Raw genomic sequence first — 19,539 nt, 5'->3', positions numbered from 1 at the left:
GGCAATGCCGGCTTGACCGAGAGACAAGTCGCAAGTCCGGTGTGGCAGATCCAAACGGCAGGTCCGGCGGCCAAGGCCCGTCAGTCGCCGTACTTCGCCATTGCCGCCTTACGTCGGCGCGCCAACCTGCCGCTTCGGATCGGCCTTCATGAATGCCGGATGCTGATCACACGCGGCCATGATCCGGTCGATAGTCGGTGCATCGGGAATCTCGATCTTGAACACACGCGTCACCGCGACAATGCTCGCGAGACAAATATCCGCCATGGTGGGTTCATCGCCATGACAGAAAGTCCCTGTTTCCGGCGCGCCCGCCAGACGCTCTTCCACTGCGGCAAGGCCCGTGCCGAGCCAGCGGATTTGCCATGCGCGCCACGCTGCATTGTCGAATCCACCGGTTTCCTGCAGATACTTTTTCACGCGCGGCACGACTAGCGGATGGGTATCGGCAGCACACATGGACGCAATGGAGCGCACCCGTGCACGGTCGTATAAATCACTTGGCAACAAGGGCGGCGAGGGTTGAAGTTCGTCGAGGAATTCGAGGATGGCCAGCGATTGTGTCAGAGGCTCACGCCCTTTTTCCACTAACGCCGGAATGGATCCTAGCGGACTGATTTTCAGGAATTCGGCGCTGCGTTGTTCGCCTGCGTCGAGATCGATGTTCTGTTCGTGCGTGCTCAGGCCCTTCAAATTAAGGGCGACACGTACACGAAACGCGGCGGACGAGCGCCAGAACGCGAAGAGTTCGAATTGCGCTTGCTCTGACATGAGGATCTTCCTTCGTAATGGACGATTGGACGGCAGTGGCGACGCGGGCTAAGTCGCCGACTCTGAACTATGCATCAAAGTGCTCCAGCCGGGGTCCATAGCTTGAATGCAAAGCATGTCAGGAAGATCGCAACCTCAACAAACACCGATGCCCGGCGAACCTGAGTTCGCCGGGCATCGGCTTCCTGCTAAACGCCACACTTCGGCTTTAATCAGTTATGCGAGTCGAGCGATTGTGTGCCGTTAGCCTGAACGCGGTCACCGGATTGCGTGGTGGTGTTTCGCACGCCGCCGTAAGCGCTTGCGTCAGCATTGGTCGCTGCATTTTCCGCTGCGATGGTTTGCGCGCTTTGGCCGCGTTGCGAAGCGGGTGCGCCAGCCTGCGGGTTATACGACGGTGCGGGGACCATAACCGCTGCTGGCGAATGCGGGTGCTGCAAGGGCGGCGGAAACGGCAACTAACAACGATGCAATAAGGGTCTTGTTCATGATGTGCTCCGATGCGTATCAGTGACTCAGCGACTTCATTTCATGGGCTACGCAGCGGTCCTGCTGGTTGGTGTGCTGCGTCGATGGAATGGACTATATGCGCGCACTATCGAAATATTGTATCGATAGAGGGGAATAGTGATTCCGCGCAAAACGAACAATCAGACGCAAGGAATTCGCTAAGAAATTAGGGCGTGATAACGCTAGTGAGCTAGGCTGAATCGGGCTCGAACGCAAAGAGAAAACGCTAGGCGGTTTAATAGCATAAAGGGCCTAACCCCTTAAAGGCTTAACCGCCTTGCAACGGCAATTCCTTTAATTCCACATCCGGCGCCATGGTATTTCCCACTGCCGCTGCAGGGACATTCACCGATGATTGCTCAAGCTGGTTACTACCCTTGTTCGCCAGTGCGGCGCAGTCGCCCATTGGCAAGCGCTTGACCACCGTGTATGCAACCAGCATGGCCATCGTGCCGAAGATCGCGTTGCCGGCGGCCTGTCCGATCATCACGCCCACAGGCCCATGCCGCATTCCGGCCGCAACAAACGGCACCGTGCCGATAGTCGCGCGCCCCCAGTTGAACAGCGTTGATAACAATGGCCGATCGAGATTGTTGAAGGTCGCGTTCGCCACGAACTGGCAGCCGACGAACGCGTAACTCGCCACCAGCCACGAACAGAACGCCGCGATGATGACGGCGGTGTCGCCGCGCGCCGAGAACGCGCGGATCAGGCCGCCCTGCGCGAGCGCCAGCACGATCCACGCAACCGCGACTGTCAGCAGCACGAACACCAGGCTGTTGCGGACCGTTTCGCGGATCCGGTCCGCTCGCCCCGCGCCAAGATTCTGGGCGATGATCGGACCGACCGCGCCGGTCAGCGCGTAGATCACCGCGAAGGCCACGGGCGTGATGCGGTCGATGGTGGCTTGCCCTGCCACGGCTGCCGCACCGAAACGGGCCATTGCATGTGTCACGTATGCGCTTGCAACGGGCGTGGCGAGGTTGGTCAGCACGGCGGGCAGCGCGACCTTCATGACCGGCTGACTGTTGGACCATAAGCGCGCAAAGCGGACGCGGGCAATGAGATCGTTGACCCGGGTCGCGCCATACAGGCCGACGAGTGCGAGCGCGAGACGCGCTATATCGTTCGATATGGCCGCACCCGTCAGCCCAAGATGAAAACCGAAGATCAGGATCGGATCAAGAACCGCGGTCACGACTGCTGCGGTCAGCGTGACGGTCATCGCCCGGCGGGCATCGCCGACAGAACGCATCAGCGCGGCCGTGCACATGCCGATGGCAAGGAACACATACGTGGGCGCGGTGATCAGCAGGAAACCGCGGGTCAGCGTGCGTGTCTCGCCGACCGCGCCGAGCGCGTTGAGGATGGGGTCGAGGAAGAGCAGCGTGGCGGCGCTCAGGATGAGCGTGATCAGGATCATCAGCACGAGACTCGCCGACGCCACTTGCCGCGCCTTGGTCCGCTGGCCCGCACCGAGAAGCCGCGCGACGGTCGCGCTGACGCCTATGGTCATGCCAATGGAAATGGCGGTGTGGAAGAAGTTGATGGTCCCGGCAAATCCGACCGCTGCGGCAAGCGACGTGTCGCCGAGCAGCGATACATAGAAGAGATTGGCCAGATCGACGGCGAACACGGCCATCAATCCAATCGCCCCGGTTCCTGCCATGACTACGACATGCCGCAAGGTCGAGCCGTGTACGAAGCGGGCGGAGTCAACGTGGCGTTTTGATGTCATGGAGGAGCATGGGGTGGGGGTGGGCGAATCATCGCATGAATGATCTCAGTTTCCTTTGGCTGCAAGAGTGACCGCCCAACATCGCTCATTAGCAAAAGTAGCAACAGAAACAGAAACGAATGCGGTGTTATACGCGTGTTGTGGAAACAGTATCCTGCGCGCGTGGCGGCTTCTCCATGTCAGGGCATTTTCAACACGATCGATCGCCTACAATGTCTTTGCGGCCGTGCGCCGGACTCGCGACATAAGCATTGACTGTAGCGGGAACGTGTCTTGCGCTGCGGCTCCACGAAGCGGCAAACGCGCCGCTTCATAACGTCGTTGACCACGTCGACCAAGGGATAAACATCATGAGCATTTTTGGCACGATCCTGAGCAAGATCTTCCCTTCAAGCCATCCCGCGAATACAGCGCCTGCCGCCGATCCGGCCGCGCCTCCTGCGGCAGATCCAAGCGCGGCGCCTGACGCTGCTGCGGCACCGGCTGCGGCCGCGGAACCCGTGGATGTCGAAGCAGTCCTGACCGCCATGCAGGCGAATACGTCGGAGCAATTGAACTGGAGGACGTCCATTGTCGATTTGATGAAATTGCTCGGCCTCGACAGCAGCCTCGGTGCTCGCAAGGAACTGGCCGGCGAGCTGCACTATACGGGCGACACCAACGACTCCGCATCGATGAACATCTGGCTGCACAAAGCCGTGATGGAGCAGCTTGCGGCCAATGGCGGGAAGGTGCCGGACAGCTTGAAGGGCTAAGCTTCGCGTCGCCCCCGAGGCGACGGCCGGCACGCGTATGCGCTTGCATAGGTAGGGCGTGCCGGCATGATCTCCCGGCTTTTAAATCCGCGCCGCGTCATGCTCCTGTCGCATTGTTTTTGGACAACACTGCTTGACGTGGCTATCTATCCAGCTTCAACGCCTTCCCGTATCCCGTCAGTTCCAGGTAACCGTGACCGAGTGTCTTGCCGTCACGACGCACCCATACCGCTCCTTCCCAATACACCGCGCCCGTCGACTGACTGGAGTCGAGTTCCTGATCGTCCATCAACGGGTCGAGTTGCCACGTGAGCGCGCGGGTCCTGACCGTCTCCGATACCGGATACGACGTGCCGGTACGTGGCGAGCGCCACGTCCGGCGCGGCACGAAATCGACCTGGTCCCCATCGAACGCAGTCACGCGCCCGCTTGCGTCGCGAAGCGCGGCATGTGACCAGACAGCTCCGCCGTTTTGTCCGCGCACCTTGAACGCCATCAACGCCGATCCGTCCGACAAATTGGCGCCTAGCCAGTCCCATCCCGCTGCATCGCTGCTAAGCACCGTGCTCGACCATTCGTGATCCAGCCACGCGGAGCCGGTCACTGCCGCACTAAGGCCGGCCTTGCCGTTCGTGCTGGAAGCGCGCGTGACCTTGCCGCTCACACGCAGCTGAGGTTCGCTGTAGTAGTAACTTGCTTGCGCGGCCAGCGGACCTTTGCGCGAGTAACCGTTGTCGCCTTGCAGCAGGGGGGGCTGAGTTGGCGTGAGCGACAGGTTCAGCGTGAAATCGGCGGCATTCACTGTGACGGTGTAGTGACCATCGGCTGCACGCACGAGTTGCCAGGCGTCGAGCTTGACGTCGGTGTGATCCGTTTTCGCATAAACGAGACCAAAACCCTGACGCGAAATCTTCTGGTCATGCACAAGCCGTCCCAGTGAAGGATCGCTGAGCGCTGCATGAGCGATGATCAACTGCGACGGCGCGAACGCACCCGGGTCCGCGGGATTATGTCCGGTCGCCGAGCGAAAGAACGTGATCTGGAAGCCGAGCGGCTTGCCATCGGGTTGATTGAGCCAACCCGTTGCGTACCACCACTCGGTGCGAAAGGCCGGATGTGCGCCGGTGTCCTGAGGAAAAACCAGCGGATGATCCGGTGTGACCGCGGCGAACTCAGCGGCCAGGGAGGGCGTGCTGATCATGCAGCAAGCGCACGCCATCATGGCCCATCGCCAGGCTCTGGTCAGTGCTGGAAGACCGCCCATTACCAGTCCTCCCTCACTGCGCGCACGGCATCGAGCGACACCGCCTTGCGTCCGGCGACCACTGCCGTTGCACACGACGAGATCAGCATGACAAGGGCCACCGTGCTCACCATATGCCGTGGGATATGCATGGACATGCTCCAGTGGAACGACTGCGGATTAACGACAAACACCAGGATCAGGCTGATCGCCCAGCCCAGGATGAAACCCACCGCAATGCCGAGCGCAGTCAGCAAACCGGCTTCCGCCGCGAGGATCGCGAGCACCTGACGACGCGTCACGCCAACGTGCCGCAACATGCCGAACTCGCGCGCGCGAGCGAGTGTCTGCGCGGAGAACGTTGCCGCCACGCCGAACAACCCGATCACAATGGCCACCGCTTCCAGCAGATAGGTTACTGCGAAGCTGCGGTCGAAAATGGTCAGCGTCCGGGCGCGGATCTCGCCGGGTTCGGCGAACTGCATCGCGGTGCCGAAAGGCAGTTTGCGCAGGCTCGCAATGACATCTTCCACGCTGGCACCGCGGTCCACAGTGAGGGCGGCGTCAGTGGCGCCCGTGTCTCCTGTCAGGCTCCGGTAGTCGGCAAGCCTTAGCGTGATCGCGCCCGTCTGGCGCACGTAATCGCGCCACACACCGGCTACGACGAACGTCCCGCCCTGTGTGCCGATAGACAACTTAAGCCCTTGCCCCAGCTTGTATTTATACAAGTCGACCATCGCTTCCGAGACCCATATGGGTGTCTCGCCGGCCTGCAGGGCGGACGGCGGAAGCACGGGGCCGGCCATCTGCATGGCGGCGCCGGGATCGGCTGCGTCGATGTCGCGTGCGAGCACGGCTACCGCCGGGCGCGCGGGGTCGAGCGTGAGATGCGAGGTGCGGGTGAATGCCGCGTGCCTGATCCCGGGCGTTGCAGCTATTGCTGCTTGTTCCCCGGGACTCAGGCTCGCTGTGTCGCCATTGGCCGCGACACGAACGTACAGGTCGGCTGACAAGAGGTGAGTCAGCCATTCATCGACGGAAACACGGAAGCTCGCGACCATGATGGCCATCGCGACAATCAGCGCAAAACTCGACAAAACCCCGCCCATGGCGATGGATGCCTGGCCGGGGGCATTCGCCAGGCGTGCGAGCGCCAGGGTCGCCACAGCGCCCGTGCGGCGTTTCGTGCGCCATCGGCTGAGCAGGGTGAACGCAATGGCCGTGCAACGCGGCATCAATGCGATACCGCCAACCAGCAGCAGCGCGACAGCGAGATAACCGAGGATGGGGACATCGAACAAGGGCGGCAGGAGCGCCATTATTCCCGCGACGGCGAGGCAGATCACTGCCGGCCAGGGCGACGCCAGCCGCGCCAGCGCGCCTTCTTCACTACCGGCCTTGAGAGCCGCCGCCGGCCTTGCACGTGCGGCCTCCAGCGCCGGGACGAGACTGCCGAGCACGGACACGACGATACCCAGCGCAAGGAAGATGGCGGTCGCAATAGGCTCGAAACCAACATGAGGCTGCACGCCGGGAAAGTAGCCGCCGCCCAGGTCGCTGCCGAAGAAACGCAGCGCGATACTCGACAGCGCGTAACCCAGTGCGAGGCCGAGCATGGAACCGAGTACACCAAGCAGTGCACCTTCCACGAGGATCTGGCGGAGAAGCTGGCCGCGCGTATAGCCCAATACGCGAAGCATGGCGAACTGCGCGCGGCGCCGGACGACCGCCAGAGCCTGGGTCGAAAACACGAGGAACGCGCCGGTGAAAAGCGCGACCAGGGCGAGCACGTTCATGTTGATGCGATACGCGCGCGAGAGGCGGTCGGTGCGGTTTTCATCGTCGCGCGTTTCAGCGACGACCAGTTGACTGCCAAGCCGCTCCTGCAACTCGCGCTTGAAGCGTTCCCGGTCAACACCGCGTTGCAGTTGCAAGTCGATGCGCGATAATTTCCCCTCAAACCCGAAACGCCATTGGGCGGCGGCGATATCCATCACCGCAACGCGCTGCCCCGGGCGCGTCCTGACCAAACCGCCGGCCACCCGAAAACGCACGACCGACGTCCCGCTAAGCAGCGCGATGTGCTCGCCGGGCGCCACGTGAAGCCACTGCTGCGCAGCGGGCGAGAGGAAGATCGCGTCGTCGGAAAGCGTGTCGAGAGGACGCTGCGCGGATGGCACGCCGGTCAGTTCCGGCGTGATGCGGCTCGCCCTGAAAACATCGATGCCAAGTACTTTCAACGAGGTGCTCTGGCCGGGCAAGGTCACGTCCAGGTCCAGCACGGGGCTGGCTAAAGCTACGCCCGGCGTTGTTGCCAGACGTGGATACCACTGTTCATTGAAGGTGGGCTGCGCGCCGCGGACCTGCAAGTCGGCCTCGCCGGAAAGACTCTTGGCGGCTGCGGAAAACTCGTTGAATGCCGCACTGTTGATGAGTTGCACGGCATAGCCGAGCGCCACACCCAGCGCAATGGTTGCCATGGCGACAATCGCGCGAGCCGGATGACTGCGCCACTCAGCGCCAAGCAGCCAGCGTGCGAGGAGCCGGCCGTCTGCTATGCGCTGTGAGGGTTCGGTCACGTGCCCGCTCACTGATGTTCACCAGCGGACTGAGCGGGTTGCGCGGCATGCAGCCCATGCTCGCTCAGAATGAGTATCCGGTCCGCACTGGCGGCCGCCACCATGGAGTGCGTCACCATGATCGCAGCGGCGCCGTTCGCCTTGATTTCCGCGCGGAACAACGAGAGCACTTCATGCGCGGTCTCCGGGTCCAGGTTGCCGGTGGGTTCGTCGGCCAGGATCAGCGTCGGCCGATGCACAAGCGCGCGAGCGATTGCCACACGCTGCAGCTCCCCTCCCGATAGTTGCCGTGGGAAATCGTCACCACGTCCGCCCAGGCCCACGGCTTCCAGCAAGTCGAGCGCGCGACCTGGTGGCGTGTTGTTGAGCAATAGCGGAAGCGCGACATTTTGAACCAGCGTCAGATGCGGCAGCACATGAAATGCCTGGAAGACGAAGCCGAGTTTTTGCCGCCGAAGGCGAGTGGCGGCGTTATCGTCGAGACTGGAGATTGATGTGCCGTCGATCAGCACGTCGCCGTTGTCGGCTTGATCGAGGCCCGCAATCAGGTTCAAAAGCGTCGACTTGCCCACGCCCGAGTCGCCCATGATCGCGACGAACTCCCCGGGATCGAGCGTGAAGTCGAGGCTTGCCAGCAGCACGCGGCCGGCGCCGTATGCCTTGCTCAAGCCGCGGCATTCGAGTGCGGGGGGCATGCCGTTATTGCGAAGGGTCATGAGGATCGGGTTGTCAGTGAGTGGAACTGGCTGTAGTCCTCCACTGTGACAGAGAAGTGCCGAACGCGTGCAGGACACGAGCCCAACGGAGCACGCTTCACGCGTCCGGTTTCATCGGCCCTGACTGCCTTCTAGCGTGCGAGCTTCTCGACATAAAATGCCGCGGTCTCGTAAGGAAGCGTGATCACGTCCTTGCACGCGAGCAGCGGTTCGTCCGCGATCAACGCGTGGAGCTCGTTGTCGATCTTCTCGCGCTCATCGGCGCCCAGTGCCGCAACAAAGCTTATCGAGCGGACCCGGTTCACGATCACGTCTTCGGGCGAACCAGTGTGGCCGACGCTGAAATGATGCTCGTTGAGCGGCCCGAAACCGTCGAATGGAAACGCAGCCCGCCACGCACCGGTGTAATAACGCGGTGTATCGCCTTCCACCCTATTCACGATCGCGTCGAGCCGCGCAACCCACGGCACATTGGCGTCCCGCAGATTCCAGATCAGGCCGAGCCTGCCGCCCGGTTTCAAGACCCGAAGAATTTCCGCCAGCGCGGCATGGGTCGAGAACCAGTGAAATGATTGCGCGCAAACCACGGCATCCACCGATGCATCAGGAAGCGGGATTGAATCGGCGGTACCCGCGTGCGTCTCCACTTGCGGGAGCGCCGCGGACAGCTTGCCGAGCATCGCGGCCACGGGTTCGACTGCGATCACCCTGGCGCCAGTGCTGATCAGACGCGGGGTGAATTTTCCCGTGCCCGCGCCGAGATCCACCACGGTCGTTCCGGCGCGAAGCCCGATCTGGTCACGCAACCAGTCCGCAATCTCCGGCGGATAGTCAGGCCGGCCGCGCACGTACGTGTCTGCAGTTGCTGTTGTCGCATAGCCGTCTGTTGCTGTGCGATGCACGCCTTGTATTGCCTTGTTCATCAAGTGCTCCTGCTCGCTGGATTCGTTTCGTGCGATCACTCCCTATGGCGTCTCGTCTGATTGATCTCGCGCGGCGCCGTCCGGAAACTGGCGACAGGATAAGCAATCGCGGCACGCTTTACCATGCGTGCCATTGCCAATTTTAATATCCTGGACGTACGGGAGCCATCGGTCTGCGCCGGCTGTGTCGGTAAATCCAACCAGAGCGTACGCTCACGCCGGCACGCCAGCCTTGCGGTTCCGGGGTAAGGGCAACACCGCCGCGGGCAGGGTTCATTGTCATTCGTAATCCGAGAACCGCGACTCGGGCGTAGGCGCTGCAGGCAATGGCGTATAGCCTGGAATGTTCGCACGGAATTGCTCGGACAAGCCATTGTCGATCTTCGTCAGTCCCTTGAGCTGAAGCTGCAACAGCACGCGAGTGGCGCTGCTGGCCGTGGTCGTCGAGGTGGCAATGTTCGTATACTTTTGCACCGCGAAGCTGAGCGCCCAGCAATCCGCGTCGTACTGGATGCCGAGCAATCCCGCCACCAGGCGATGAGCGACCATGTCGTAATTGGCCTGGCCGACAGCATAAAGCTTGCGGCTCAGCGGCCATTGACCGGATGCCACGATCTGGTTTTCCGCCTCGTTGTCCAGGTCCTCGTCGGCACGGGTATACCGGTAAGCAAGGCTGACTACTTCCCGGTCTCCCGGTTTCCAGGTGAAGCCGGAAGTACCCCGGTCAAGCTGGTCGCGCTGCTCGTCGTACTGGACCGCTTGCTCGGTCGTAAAGCCCGGGCCTATCTTGAGCGATGCGCCGACAATGACGTCGCTGCCGCGAATGTCGGTCACGGCCGCACCCGAATCCAGCGTCACTTGCGGATTGGTGAAATAGTATTGTTGCGCCACGACAAAGCGGGCCCGTTCATCACCGGTCGCCTGGTTGATGAACCGGGTTGTAATGGCGGCCGTGACACGATTCAGGTCGGCAACCCGGTCACCGCCGACGAAGGTGTTGTCGGTGAAAATCTGGGCCAGTCCAAAGTCCTCCTCGCCCGTGTCGAAGATGGGTGCGAAGGTCTGGTTCCGGTAGGGCGTGTAGACGTAGTAGAGCCGCGGTTCCAGCGTCTGGATATAGTCGGTTCCGAACAGGCGGATGCTGCGCTCGAATATGAGTCCCGAGTCCAGCGTGAGTGTGGGCACATTGAACGAAAAGCTCTTCGGCTGTCCCGTTGGCGCCGAGCTTCCGATCGAGGACAGGTCGTAGGCCACGTAGTGCCACTGGACCTTCGGCGTGATGAACCATCCTGGTCCGGACAACGGATAGCTGACGTAGGGATTGAACGTAAAACGGCTGCCTTCCGTGGAGTCCGACGTGGAAATAGTGAAGCGCGTGGCGTCAGCCTCGGCGCCGAAATCAAATCCGCCCAGGTTGTACTGGTTGTATTTAACGTCCACTTCCGGCGCACGATTGTAGGGCGGCGACGTACTGAACGATTGCCAGCGCTGCACCCGCGCCACCACCGACCAAGGACCGTTGTTGTACGTTACTCCGGCTTCCTGCTGGAAGATGTCCTGCCCATTGACCAGCGACGCGGTAGTCGAAGCCAGGTCCGTTGGGACGTTGACGTCCGACACCTGCGAATAGTTGACATAGGCAGCCAACCCGCCGCCGAAGTTCTGGTTGTGGACGATGTTGATCGAATAACGGTTGGTCTTGGTCAGGGCGTCGTTGGGCAGATAGGCAATGGTCACCGAGCCCGAATAGGTAGGCGACAAATAGCGGTAATTCGTTGTCAGCATGGCGCCGCGTTTGGACATATAGCGCGGTGTCACCGTCAGGTCGTAGTTCGGCGCAATATTAAAATAATACGGCACGCTGAGGTCGAATCCATTCGTCGAACTCAGCGAGAAGGTCGGCGGGAGAAAGCCGCTCTGGCGAGCGTCGGACAATGGAAACGACAACCACGGACTCGCGAAGATGGGCACGCCTTGAAAGAACAGCACGCCATTGTGAGCAATGCCTTCGTTCGACCCCTGGTCCATATCGAAACTTGCCGCCTTGAGGTACCAGGCAGGATCGGTTTCGCACTGGCACGCGGTGTAGGTGCCGTGATGCACGACTGAACGTTCGTTATCGATCAGGTCGATGCTGTCGGCGCTCCCCGATCCGCCCGTCAGTTTGAAGTGATAGGTCGGTGTGGCGATGGTGCCCTCGTTGGCCTCTACATGCAGATGCGCTTCGGGACCGACAAAGACGTCGTAGCTATCGACTATGCGCACATGGCCGTAGGCATCGGCCACGTTACGGTCGATGTCATAGTGAACCGCGTCGCCTTTGACAAGCGTGGCGTCGCGTCGCAGTTCTCCATGACCCTTGAGGGACAGGTCGCGGTCCTCGTCGCCGTCCGCCGAGTCGCCAATGCCGAACACGGCCGGAGAGACGTTTGCCGGCAACGGATGATCCGTTATTTGAGGTGCGACCCGCAGGCCCCAGGGCGGGTCGACCGGCTCCGCCTGTGCCGCCGCGCCGCTTAATTGCGCGCGTGCCAGCGAGGGCGTGAAGGACATGACGATCGCCGCTGCGACGGCGATATGACGCATGCGTGGCGTGAACCTGATGGGTGTTTCTATGGACGGCACGGGTTAGAACGACGTGCCGATCTGGAATTGGAACTTCTGGTATTGATCTCCCGCGTGCCGCACGATCGGGAAACCGAGGTCCAGCTTGAGTGGCCCGATCGGGGATATCCACTCAAGTCCCACACCATAGCTGTAACGCAAGCCGTTAGCGCCTACGCTGTTGCCCTCGTCGCCCCAGACATTGCCGCCGTCGACAAAGGTAAACACGCGCAGCGTCCGGTCGTACCCGGTACCCGGCAGCGGGACGGTCATTTCTATGTTCCCCACGACCATCTTCGATCCGCCGATAGGGTCGTTGGTGGTGGCGTCGCGCGGTCCGAGCGAACCGGACTCGTAACCCAGCACGGAACCAATACCGCCGCCATAGTAGTTCTTGAAGATCGGATAGGCGTCGCCGCGTATGCCGTGACCATAACCTGCCTGGAAATTCAGGCCGAGAATAAACCCTCTGGCGGGCGTGTAATAGTACTGGGCCTGGATATCTGTTTTGTAGTACTGGGTATTCCCGGCCGGCGTTCCCAACTCACCATTGGCCTGGAGGAAATAGCCCTTGCTCGGTATCAGCGCGCTGTCGCGTGCGTCGTGCGACCAGCCGACCGTCAGCGGAACGTTGTTCACCACGCGCCCGAACTCAGCCACATAGTCCAGGTAGCTTTGTGGCGTTGACGAGTCTGTGTTGAACCGGTCCTGCTCGAAACCAATGCCAAAATAGACCATGTCCGTTTCGGAGAAGGGTATGCCGAACTTCATGTCCGCGCCTACCGATGTAATCCGAAAACTCGTATCGCTGAAGTTGTAGAGAGGATACGTGGTTCTGTAATACACGTCGGTAATGCGCTTGATGCCGTCGATCGTAAAATACGGATCGGTCTGCGTCACCGACAAGGTCCGGTACGTCGTCGCGGTATTCACGTTCACCGCGAGCGTTGTTCCGGAGCCGAACACGTTGTCCTGCGACACCCCGGCCGACAGCACGACCTTGTCGCTCGAATCATAGCCGGCGCCCAACGTGATCGCACCCGTGGGTTTCTCTTCCACCTTGACGTCTATGTCGACTTCATCATTGGTGCCGGGAACGGGAGCCGTGGTTATCTCCGTATTCGTAAAATATCCCAGACGATCAATCCGTTCCTTCGAGAGCTTGACGCGGCTGCTGTCGAACCATGAGCTTTCCATCTGCCGCATTTCGCGGCGTATCACCTCGTCGCGTGTCCGGGTGTTGCCTTCAATGGTCACGCGGCGCACATACACACGGCGTCCCGGCTCGACCTGCAAGGTCAACGCAACGGTATGGTGGACCTGGTCAATCTCCGGCTGGGCATTGACCTGCGCGAACGCGTAGCCATACTCCCCCAGCTTGTCGACCAGGGCCTGGGTTGTGGCTTGCAATTTTTCGGCTGAGAAACGCTCGCCCGCGCGGATCGATACGAGCTTCTGCAACTCGGCGTTGCGATCGAGCAGGTTGCCTCCAAGCCGTATGCTTGAAATGGTGTACGGCTCACCCTCGTGAATGGTGATTGTCAGGTACATGTCTTTCTTGTCAGGTGAAATCGATACTTGCGTGGAGTCAATATTGAACTCCAGATACCCACGATTCAAGTAATAGGAGCGCACTTTTTCCAGATCCCCCGTGAGCTTGTCCTTTGCGTAGAGATCGTTCTTCGTGTACCAGGAGAACCAGTTAGGGGTCGATAACTGCATTTCGTCGAGCAGCGTCGACGAGCTTGCAATGTGATTGCCCAGGAAGTTGATCTGGCGGATCTTGGCGTTGGGACCTTCCGCTACCGAGAACAGGATGGACACCCGGTTACGGTCGACGGGCGTGACGGTCGTTGTTACCTCGGCGGCGTAATAACCGCGCGTCAGGTATTGGCGCTTCAGTTCCTGTTCCGCTTTGCTGACCAGCGCCTTGTCGTACGTGCTGCCCTGCGAAAGACCGACTGCATGCAAGGCCTTGGTGAGATTTTCCTTGTCGAACTCGTGAATGCCCGCAAAGTCGATCGACGAAACCGCGGCGCGTTCCTGCACTTTCACAATGACTACATTGCCTTGCGTCTCGACCTGTACATCGTCGAAGAAGCCGGTCGCATAGAGGGCACGAATGGTTTCGGACGCTTTGTCATCCGAGAAAATGTCGCCTCGTTTGAGCGGGACATAAGCAAACACCGAGCTGGGCTCGATGCGTTGCAAGCCCGCTATCTGTATATCCTTGATGACAAAACTGGCGGTCGCCGCATAGACGCTCGGCGCAAGGAACACGTTCAATGCAATGGCAACGGCTGAGTGAGCGGTGCGTAAGGTTCGGAAAGTTCGGAAGTTAAATTTCATTTGATGTACTTGACGAGCATATCGGCCCGAATGTGTTGCCTTGCTTTTCCGCGTCGTATCGGACGTGATCGGTGCCGTGCCTGGCCTGAACCCGCTGCTTCCGGCTGCTCAGGGACTGCGTTGCGCCCGCTGCTTACTGCAATGGGCCGCTCGCGTGCGTTGGAATCTGAACCAGCCGCGCTGCGGCTATCAACGCGTCGACCATGGGAGGGATTTGTTCGCGGGGAAGGCAAAAGGAAATGTCGGCGCCGCCCTGGAGGCGAAACGTCAGGACCAGGCTTTTACCGTTGTCGATCGCGCCGAGTTCCCAGCCCTCGCAGCCCATCGCGAAGTTGATATGCGGCGTTCGCTGGAGCATTCGCTCCGACTGCAGGATCGCGGCGGGAAGCACGGCGAGCAGTTCGCGGAATACCGAGTAATGGAACGTCAGGGTCGACCGGTTGCTATGCACAACCATATGCTGGCCGTCGGGTTCCAGTTCGATGCGCTCAATGGAAGACACTCGCACGGGCTCATGCGGATCGTTCCTTTCCACCGCCTCGCCCGGAACCGGGCTTCGGTGGGGATCGAACTTTTCTTTCACCAGAGGCATATTTTGTAATCCTTATTATCGTGTAAGGTATCGAAGGGTTGACGGTGGCCTTGGCAAGGGGTTACCTTGCGGTTCGGTTACAGACGAATCAGGAACAGGAAGGAATTCCTGTTGTGGTTCGTTGAGGTTGTTCCTTGAAGCGGTTCCCTGACTGAGCGCCTGACCTTAACGGACGCTGCTTCCCCGCAAAGTGGCTGTATTCGCGCCGGCATTGCGAAAGAAAGCCGCGCGTTCCCGGCCCGCCGACATGGCCACGAGCATTTCCGAAAACAAAGGCGTTGAACTGGCTCGCAGAACCGCTGCAAGTACTTGTGCGGATAGGATGTGTTTCATCATGGTTGCTGCCCTCGCGTGCAAGTCGCTAGACGAGTCACTAAAGTAACTTGCCGTATGACGCGGTGCGTTACGGCTTCGTTACCGCGTTTCTCACCGGAAATAGGGGGAGCATCAGCGGATCGGCGGGGCGGTGCAGAAGGGGGACGCATGTCGGGTCGCTGCGCAGGCTTATGCCTAAAGCCTTCGGTCGGGTTTGTCATGATGCGGGAGCCGCGCTTTCTCTCGAGAGAAAAGCGTTCGGGACGGCATACCTGATGGATATAGCGGTGATGCCGGGAGACACAGAGAAATGCTTGGTGAGGATTTCGCGCGGCTGGCTTATGCACACAAGCAGTGGCTCAACGTCTTCGGGACGATCCCATGTTTATGTTTCATGTTGATTTAACTATAGAACGATTATGCTGTTGAACACTACGAACGTCAGCGCGTATTACCGGAGCGATGACGTTTTCTCCTCTCGCATGAAGCGCGGCCCGGCGGCGTTTTATGCGTCACCAAATTGTTCCAGAATGTTCCGCTTCATGACCGTAGGGTACGCGTCGGGCTATTGATCACGTCCCGCGTCTTGCGTGGCTGTTGCACGGGAGCGCCCGCTCACGCCTTTCCACAGAACGCTTTATACGCATGCGGCATTCGCCCAGGCGCGCTGTCTTGCGCAAATTATTGCGTTACGGGTTTGGCCGGATGCAACGCTTGGTAACGATGCTTGTTGTCCGCTGCCAACAGCCCTCGCAAAACGCTGCTGTTTAATGGTGCCCGTCTGACCGACGCACGTCGACGTCGATCAGTGCGTGCAGCGATGCACGTTTATCTGACGAGATCGCGGTGTTTGCAGCTCTTGGCAATTGGCCGGGAAGACCGCGCTGCTCAATCGTATTTTCGGAGAATTTGAAATGAAGAAATCCCTTCTTGCTCTCGGTGTCCTAAGCACTTTCGCCGGAGCGGCACACGCTCAGAACAGCGTGACCCTCTATGGCCTGATCGACGCGGGCATCACCTACACAAATAACCAGGACGGAGCCAAGAACGTCCAGGCAACCAGCGGCCAGGTCAACGGCAGCCGTTGGGGCCTGCGTGGCTCCGAAGACCTGGGCGGTGGTCTCAAGGCCATCTTCACGTTGGAAAACGGCTTTAATATCGACAGCGGCAAGCTGGGCCAGAATGGCCTGGAGTTCGGCCGTCAGGCGTTCGTCGGTTTGTCGAGTGACCAGGCAGGCGCCATCACTCTCGGCCGCCAGTACGACTCAATGGTCGACTATGTCGGACCGCTCGCGCTGACGGGCACGCAGTTCGGCGGCACGCAGGCTGCTCACCCGTTCGACAACGACAATCTCGACAACTCGTTCCGCGTCAACAACTCGGTCAAGTACCAGAGCGTCAACTACGGCGGCTTCAAGTTCGGTGGCCTGTACGGCTTCTCGAACGACGCAGGCGGGTTCTCTGACAACCGTGCATACAGCGTTGGCGCGTCGTACAACTATGGTCCTTTGAGCGCTGCGGCCAGCTACATGCAGCTCAACAGCGCCGGTTCCACCTTGAACTCGTCGGGCGCGGTGACTGCCGACGCTACGTTCGCAGCGGGCCGTCAACGCACCTATGGCGCGGGCGTCAACTATGCGTTCGGCGCAGCAAATGTCGGCTTCGTGTTCTCGCAAACGCAGTTGAACAACCTGACGGGTATTGGCGCATCGGCTTCCGGTACGACAAGCGGTATTACCCTGGCAGGTGGCAGCGCACGTTTCACCAACTATGAAGTGAACGGCCGCTATAACTTCACACCGGCGTGGACGCTGTCGGGCGCCTACACGTTCACCGACGCAAGCCTGGATGGGGTAAGCCCGAGATACAACCAGGTGACTCTGCAGACGGCGTATGCGCTGTCCAAGCGTACCGACGTGTATCTGCAAGGCGTGTATCAGCACGTGAGCGGTACGGGCGATTCGGGCCTGACCGCCGACATCAACGGGTTGACCGCGTCGTCGACCAATAGCCAGGTTGCTGCGACCATTGGCCTGCGTACCCGCTTCTAAGCAAACACCGAAGCGGATGCATGCGGTCTTTGGCACGATGTACCTGATGACCGCCGCTTAGCGCGGTGCGCTAAGCGGGAAGCTTTGACAAGCCGGGGAAGTTCTCCCGGCTTTTTCATTTTCAGGCCGAGGTTAACTGAAGACGGGACGGAAGAAGCTGCGCTCGTAGCTGACAATGCACCGCGTTTGTTCCGCATACTTGAATGCCGCCTGGCATTCGGGGTCAAGCTGCGATTGTTGACGGTAGCCTTCATAGGCCGACAAGCTTGGAAACGAGAACAGCGCCAGGGCAACATTGTTGGCGCCCTCCGACGGCAAGAAATAACCATGATGCTGGCCACCGAATTTTTCGACCAGCGGAATCCACATCTTTCCGTATGCCTCGAATTCGTTGAGTTTCGACGGGTCGATAATGTAGCGAAGGTAGCAGGTAATCATGGTATGTCCGTTCAGGGAGAAAGGTTCGACCGGATAATATCGTGCCGGCCGGGAGCAAGCGCTTATCAAGGCTGGCGGTCAAGAAAACGAAGTCTGGAATTATCCCGCTCGCTTCGGCGACTACGTCGCAAGCCTCAACGGCGCGGCATACGCGCATCATGATTTCCCTGACGAAGATGCAATTGCGAATGCTTTTGATCGTCAAGCTTTCAAATATGAAATAATAAATCAGGCTTGACGCTGGATGACCGTGTTCGCGATGCATCGACCCAAGACATGCCGCCAGGTGTTACGCGATAATGTCGGGCGGGTTAACGCCTATCAGACCGTGTATCTGAGGCAAAGCAAATGCGGCGGGCGCCTGCGCAAGGCCTTATGTAATCGCTGGATCTGTCGGCGCTGAAACAGCGCCAATGTCAACTATTGCGCGTCGCTCAAGGCGACGACGCCGGCGCCTTGGCGCTGCAAACCTGGGACTATCGATGAGCAACAGTTCGTTGCCAACATCCTCTGCCGCTCGCTGGCTGCCGTACATAGTCGCGGGAACGTTCTTCATGGAGTATCTGGATACCACGGTCATCGCAACCGCGTTGCCGCAGATGGCTCGCTCATTTGGTGTGGGCCCGAATGCGCTAAGCATCGGGATGACCGCCTACATGCTCGCGCTGGCGATCTTCATTCCGGTAAGCGGGTGGGTGGCAGACCGTGTTGGTTCACGGACGGTGTTCTTTAGCGCGATTGTCGTGTTCGTGATTGCTTCAGTGTTGTGCGGCTTGTCGAATTCGGTTGCGGAGTTCACGGCGGCGCGTTTGCTGCAGGGAGCGGGTGGCGCAATGATGGTTCCGGTAGGGCGGCTGATCGTGGTCCGCAGTACGGAGAAAAGCCGTCTCATGCAGGCCATCTCCACCATTACCTGGCCGGCCATTGCCGCGCCGGTGATCGGGCCCCCCGTCGGCGGTTTCATCACCACGTACGCCTCATGGCGCTGGATATTCCTGTTGAACGTGCCGTTCGGAATCTGTGCGTTGATAGCGGTCGCCATGCTTGTGCCGAACCTGCGCGGCGCCGAGCGCAAGCCTCTGGATATAGTGGGCCTTGTGCTTAGCGGCGCAGCCCTGACCGCTATCCTCTACGGCGCCGAACTGGCCAGCCAGCCCGGCAGCAATCCATGGATCGCGGGCGGCGTGGTCCTGGCCGGCCTCGCGATTGGCTTGGCGGCGGTTCGTTATGCGGCGGGTCATCCGCATCCGTTGATCGACTTTTCGACGCTGAAGATTCCGACGTATTCGGTGACGGTCCTGACCGGCTCGCTGACGCGTATCGGCATTGGCGCGGTGCCTTACTTGATGCCGCTGCTGTTCCAGATCGGCTTTGGTCTTTCCGCTTTCAAATCGGGTCTGTTGCTGCTTGCCAGTGCGCTTGGCAACCTCGGCATGAAAGCGCTGACCACGCGGATCCTGCGGCGCTTTGGCTTCAGGTACGTATCGATTGTCGCAGTGGCGACCGCGGGCATATTCACGATCATATGCGGCCTCCTTACGCCTTTGTCGCCGTTGGCCCTGGTGCTGATCGTGGTGTTTGTCTATGGCGTGGCGCGCTCCATGCAGTTTTCCTTGCTCGCCACCCTTGCTTATGCCGACGTGGGCGCTCCGCAAATGAGCGCCGCGAGCACGTTATGGAGTGCGGCTGCACAGATGACAATAGGACTGGGTATTGCATACGGAGCGGTGGCCTTGCGGGCCGCTGCGCTGCTTAACGGCGAGACTGCGAGCATGGAAGGCATGCATTTCACGCTCGACGATTTCCGGCTTGCGTTCCTGTTCGCCGGGTTGCTGACGCTGCTCTCCGTATGGGGCTACTTCAAGGTCGCCCGTGACGCCGGGCAAAGCGTGGGCGGGGGATCGATGCGGCAGAATGTGTCCCAGAGGAGCGGTTAGAACGCGACCGGGCCGCTG

General features: G+C 60.2%; 13 protein-coding genes and 1 pseudogene. 3 read left to right on the top strand and 11 right to left on the bottom strand.

The window, feature by feature from the left end; all coding sequences use genetic code 11:
• Positions 1 to 108 precede the first annotated feature (108 nt).
• The 3 genes and pseudogenes from maiA to ABH944_RS15865 form a co-directional block, all read right to left on the bottom strand.
• Entirely contained in the window at positions 109 to 771 is a 663-nt protein-coding gene (gene maiA / locus ABH944_RS15875) for a maleylacetoacetate isomerase (protein WP_404607428.1), read from the bottom strand.
• A 212-nt stretch (positions 772 to 983) separates the two neighbouring features.
• Positions 984 to 1,260, bottom strand: a pseudogene (locus tag ABH944_RS15870) (hypothetical protein).
• A 289-nt stretch (positions 1,261 to 1,549) separates the two neighbouring features.
• Complete coding sequence (locus ABH944_RS15865) at positions 1,550 to 3,019, bottom strand: MATE family efflux transporter (protein ID WP_404607430.1); 1,470 nt, start codon at positions 3,017 to 3,019, stop codon at positions 1,550 to 1,552.
• 350 nt (positions 3,020 to 3,369) lie between these two features.
• On the opposite strand from ABH944_RS15865, the gene ABH944_RS15860 reads away from it, so the two are divergent.
• Positions 3,370 to 3,774 carry a DUF3597 domain-containing protein gene (locus ABH944_RS15860; RefSeq protein WP_404607432.1) on the top strand — a complete coding sequence of 135 codons (405 nt, stop codon included), beginning with the start codon at positions 3,370 to 3,372 and terminating at the stop codon, positions 3,772 to 3,774.
• Positions 3,775 to 3,916: 142 nt separating this feature from the next.
• Here ABH944_RS15860 and ABH944_RS15855 read toward each other — a convergent pair whose 3' ends face one another.
• The 7 genes from ABH944_RS15855 to ABH944_RS15825 all read right to left on the bottom strand — a co-directional run bounded on the left by ABH944_RS15855 (position 3,917) and on the right by ABH944_RS15825 (position 14,780).
• Positions 3,917 to 4,975 carry a lipocalin-like domain-containing protein gene (locus ABH944_RS15855; protein ID WP_404607433.1) on the bottom strand — a complete coding sequence of 353 codons (1,059 nt, stop codon included), beginning with the start codon at positions 4,973 to 4,975 and terminating at the stop codon, positions 3,917 to 3,919.
• A 62-nt stretch (positions 4,976 to 5,037) separates the two neighbouring features.
• Entirely contained in the window at positions 5,038 to 7,596 is a 2,559-nt protein-coding gene (locus ABH944_RS15850; protein WP_404607434.1) for an FtsX-like permease family protein, read from the bottom strand.
• Between the two features lie 8 nt (positions 7,597 to 7,604).
• A complete protein-coding gene (locus ABH944_RS15845) occupies positions 7,605 to 8,312 on the bottom strand; it encodes an ABC transporter ATP-binding protein (RefSeq protein WP_404607436.1) in 708 nt (235 codons plus the stop codon).
• Positions 8,313 to 8,443: 131 nt separating this feature from the next.
• On the bottom strand, positions 8,444 to 9,223 hold the full coding sequence (locus ABH944_RS15840) for a class I SAM-dependent methyltransferase (RefSeq protein WP_404607736.1): 780 nt from the start codon (positions 9,221 to 9,223) through the stop codon (positions 8,444 to 8,446).
• Positions 9,224 to 9,514: 291 nt separating this feature from the next.
• Entirely contained in the window at positions 9,515 to 11,788 is a 2,274-nt protein-coding gene (locus ABH944_RS15835) for an LPS-assembly protein LptD (RefSeq protein ID WP_404607437.1), read from the bottom strand.
• Between the two features lie 75 nt (positions 11,789 to 11,863).
• Positions 11,864 to 14,131, bottom strand: a complete 2,268-nt coding sequence (gene bamA / locus ABH944_RS15830) for an outer membrane protein assembly factor BamA (RefSeq protein WP_404607738.1) — start codon at positions 14,129 to 14,131, stop codon at positions 11,864 to 11,866.
• A 190-nt stretch (positions 14,132 to 14,321) separates the two neighbouring features.
• The gene (locus ABH944_RS15825) at positions 14,322 to 14,780 is read right to left on the bottom strand and encodes a hypothetical protein (RefSeq protein ID WP_404607438.1); all 459 of its coding nucleotides are present in this window, start codon (positions 14,778 to 14,780) and stop codon (positions 14,322 to 14,324) included.
• A gap of 1,229 nt (positions 14,781 to 16,009) precedes the next feature.
• Between ABH944_RS15825 and ABH944_RS15820 the strand changes: the two genes are divergently transcribed.
• Positions 16,010 to 17,146: a porin gene (locus tag ABH944_RS15820; protein WP_404607439.1), complete on the top strand. Its 1,137-nt coding sequence runs from the start codon at positions 16,010 to 16,012 to the stop codon at positions 17,144 to 17,146.
• A 132-nt stretch (positions 17,147 to 17,278) separates the two neighbouring features.
• Here the strand turns inward: ABH944_RS15820 and ABH944_RS15815 are convergent, their stop codons facing one another.
• Positions 17,279 to 17,584, bottom strand: coding sequence for an NIPSNAP family protein (locus ABH944_RS15815; RefSeq protein ID WP_404607440.1), 306 nt, complete (start codon positions 17,582 to 17,584; stop codon positions 17,279 to 17,281).
• A 482-nt stretch (positions 17,585 to 18,066) separates the two neighbouring features.
• Between ABH944_RS15815 and ABH944_RS15810 the strand changes: the two genes are divergently transcribed.
• On the top strand, positions 18,067 to 19,521 hold the full coding sequence (locus ABH944_RS15810; RefSeq protein WP_404607442.1) for an MFS transporter: 1,455 nt from the start codon (positions 18,067 to 18,069) through the stop codon (positions 19,519 to 19,521).
• Positions 19,522 to 19,539: the final 18 nt, after the last annotated feature.

This window comes from Caballeronia udeis, from assembly GCF_044909315.1.
Classification (GTDB): Bacteria; Pseudomonadota; Gammaproteobacteria; order Burkholderiales; family Burkholderiaceae; genus Caballeronia; species Caballeronia udeis_A.
The sequence above is the reverse complement of the archived record's forward strand: the minus strand, read 5'-3'. Positions and strand labels throughout refer to the sequence as shown.

Coding starts and splice junctions, on each gene's coding strand:
- maiA (WP_404607428.1), bottom strand. CDS start 771: ATGTCAGAGCAAGCGCAATTCGAACTCTTCGCGTTCTGGCGCTCGTCC.
- ABH944_RS15865 (WP_404607430.1), bottom strand. CDS start 3,019: ATGACATCAAAACGCCACGTTGACTCCGCCCGCTTCGTACACGGCTCG.
- ABH944_RS15860 (WP_404607432.1), top strand. CDS start 3,370: ATGAGCATTTTTGGCACGATCCTGAGCAAGATCTTCCCTTCAAGCCAT.
- ABH944_RS15855 (WP_404607433.1), bottom strand. CDS start 4,975: ATGATCAGCACGCCCTCCCTGGCCGCTGAGTTCGCCGCGGTCACACCG.
- ABH944_RS15845 (WP_404607436.1), bottom strand. CDS start 8,312: ATGACCCTTCGCAATAACGGCATGCCCCCCGCACTCGAATGCCGCGGC.
- ABH944_RS15835 (WP_404607437.1), bottom strand. CDS start 11,788: ATGTCCTTCACGCCCTCGCTGGCACGCGCGCAATTAAGCGGCGCGGCG.
- ABH944_RS15825 (WP_404607438.1), bottom strand. CDS start 14,780: ATGCCTCTGGTGAAAGAAAAGTTCGATCCCCACCGAAGCCCGGTTCCG.
- ABH944_RS15820 (WP_404607439.1), top strand. CDS start 16,010: ATGAAGAAATCCCTTCTTGCTCTCGGTGTCCTAAGCACTTTCGCCGGA.
- ABH944_RS15815 (WP_404607440.1), bottom strand. CDS start 17,584: ATGATTACCTGCTACCTTCGCTACATTATCGACCCGTCGAAACTCAAC.
- ABH944_RS15810 (WP_404607442.1), top strand. CDS start 18,067: ATGAGCAACAGTTCGTTGCCAACATCCTCTGCCGCTCGCTGGCTGCCG.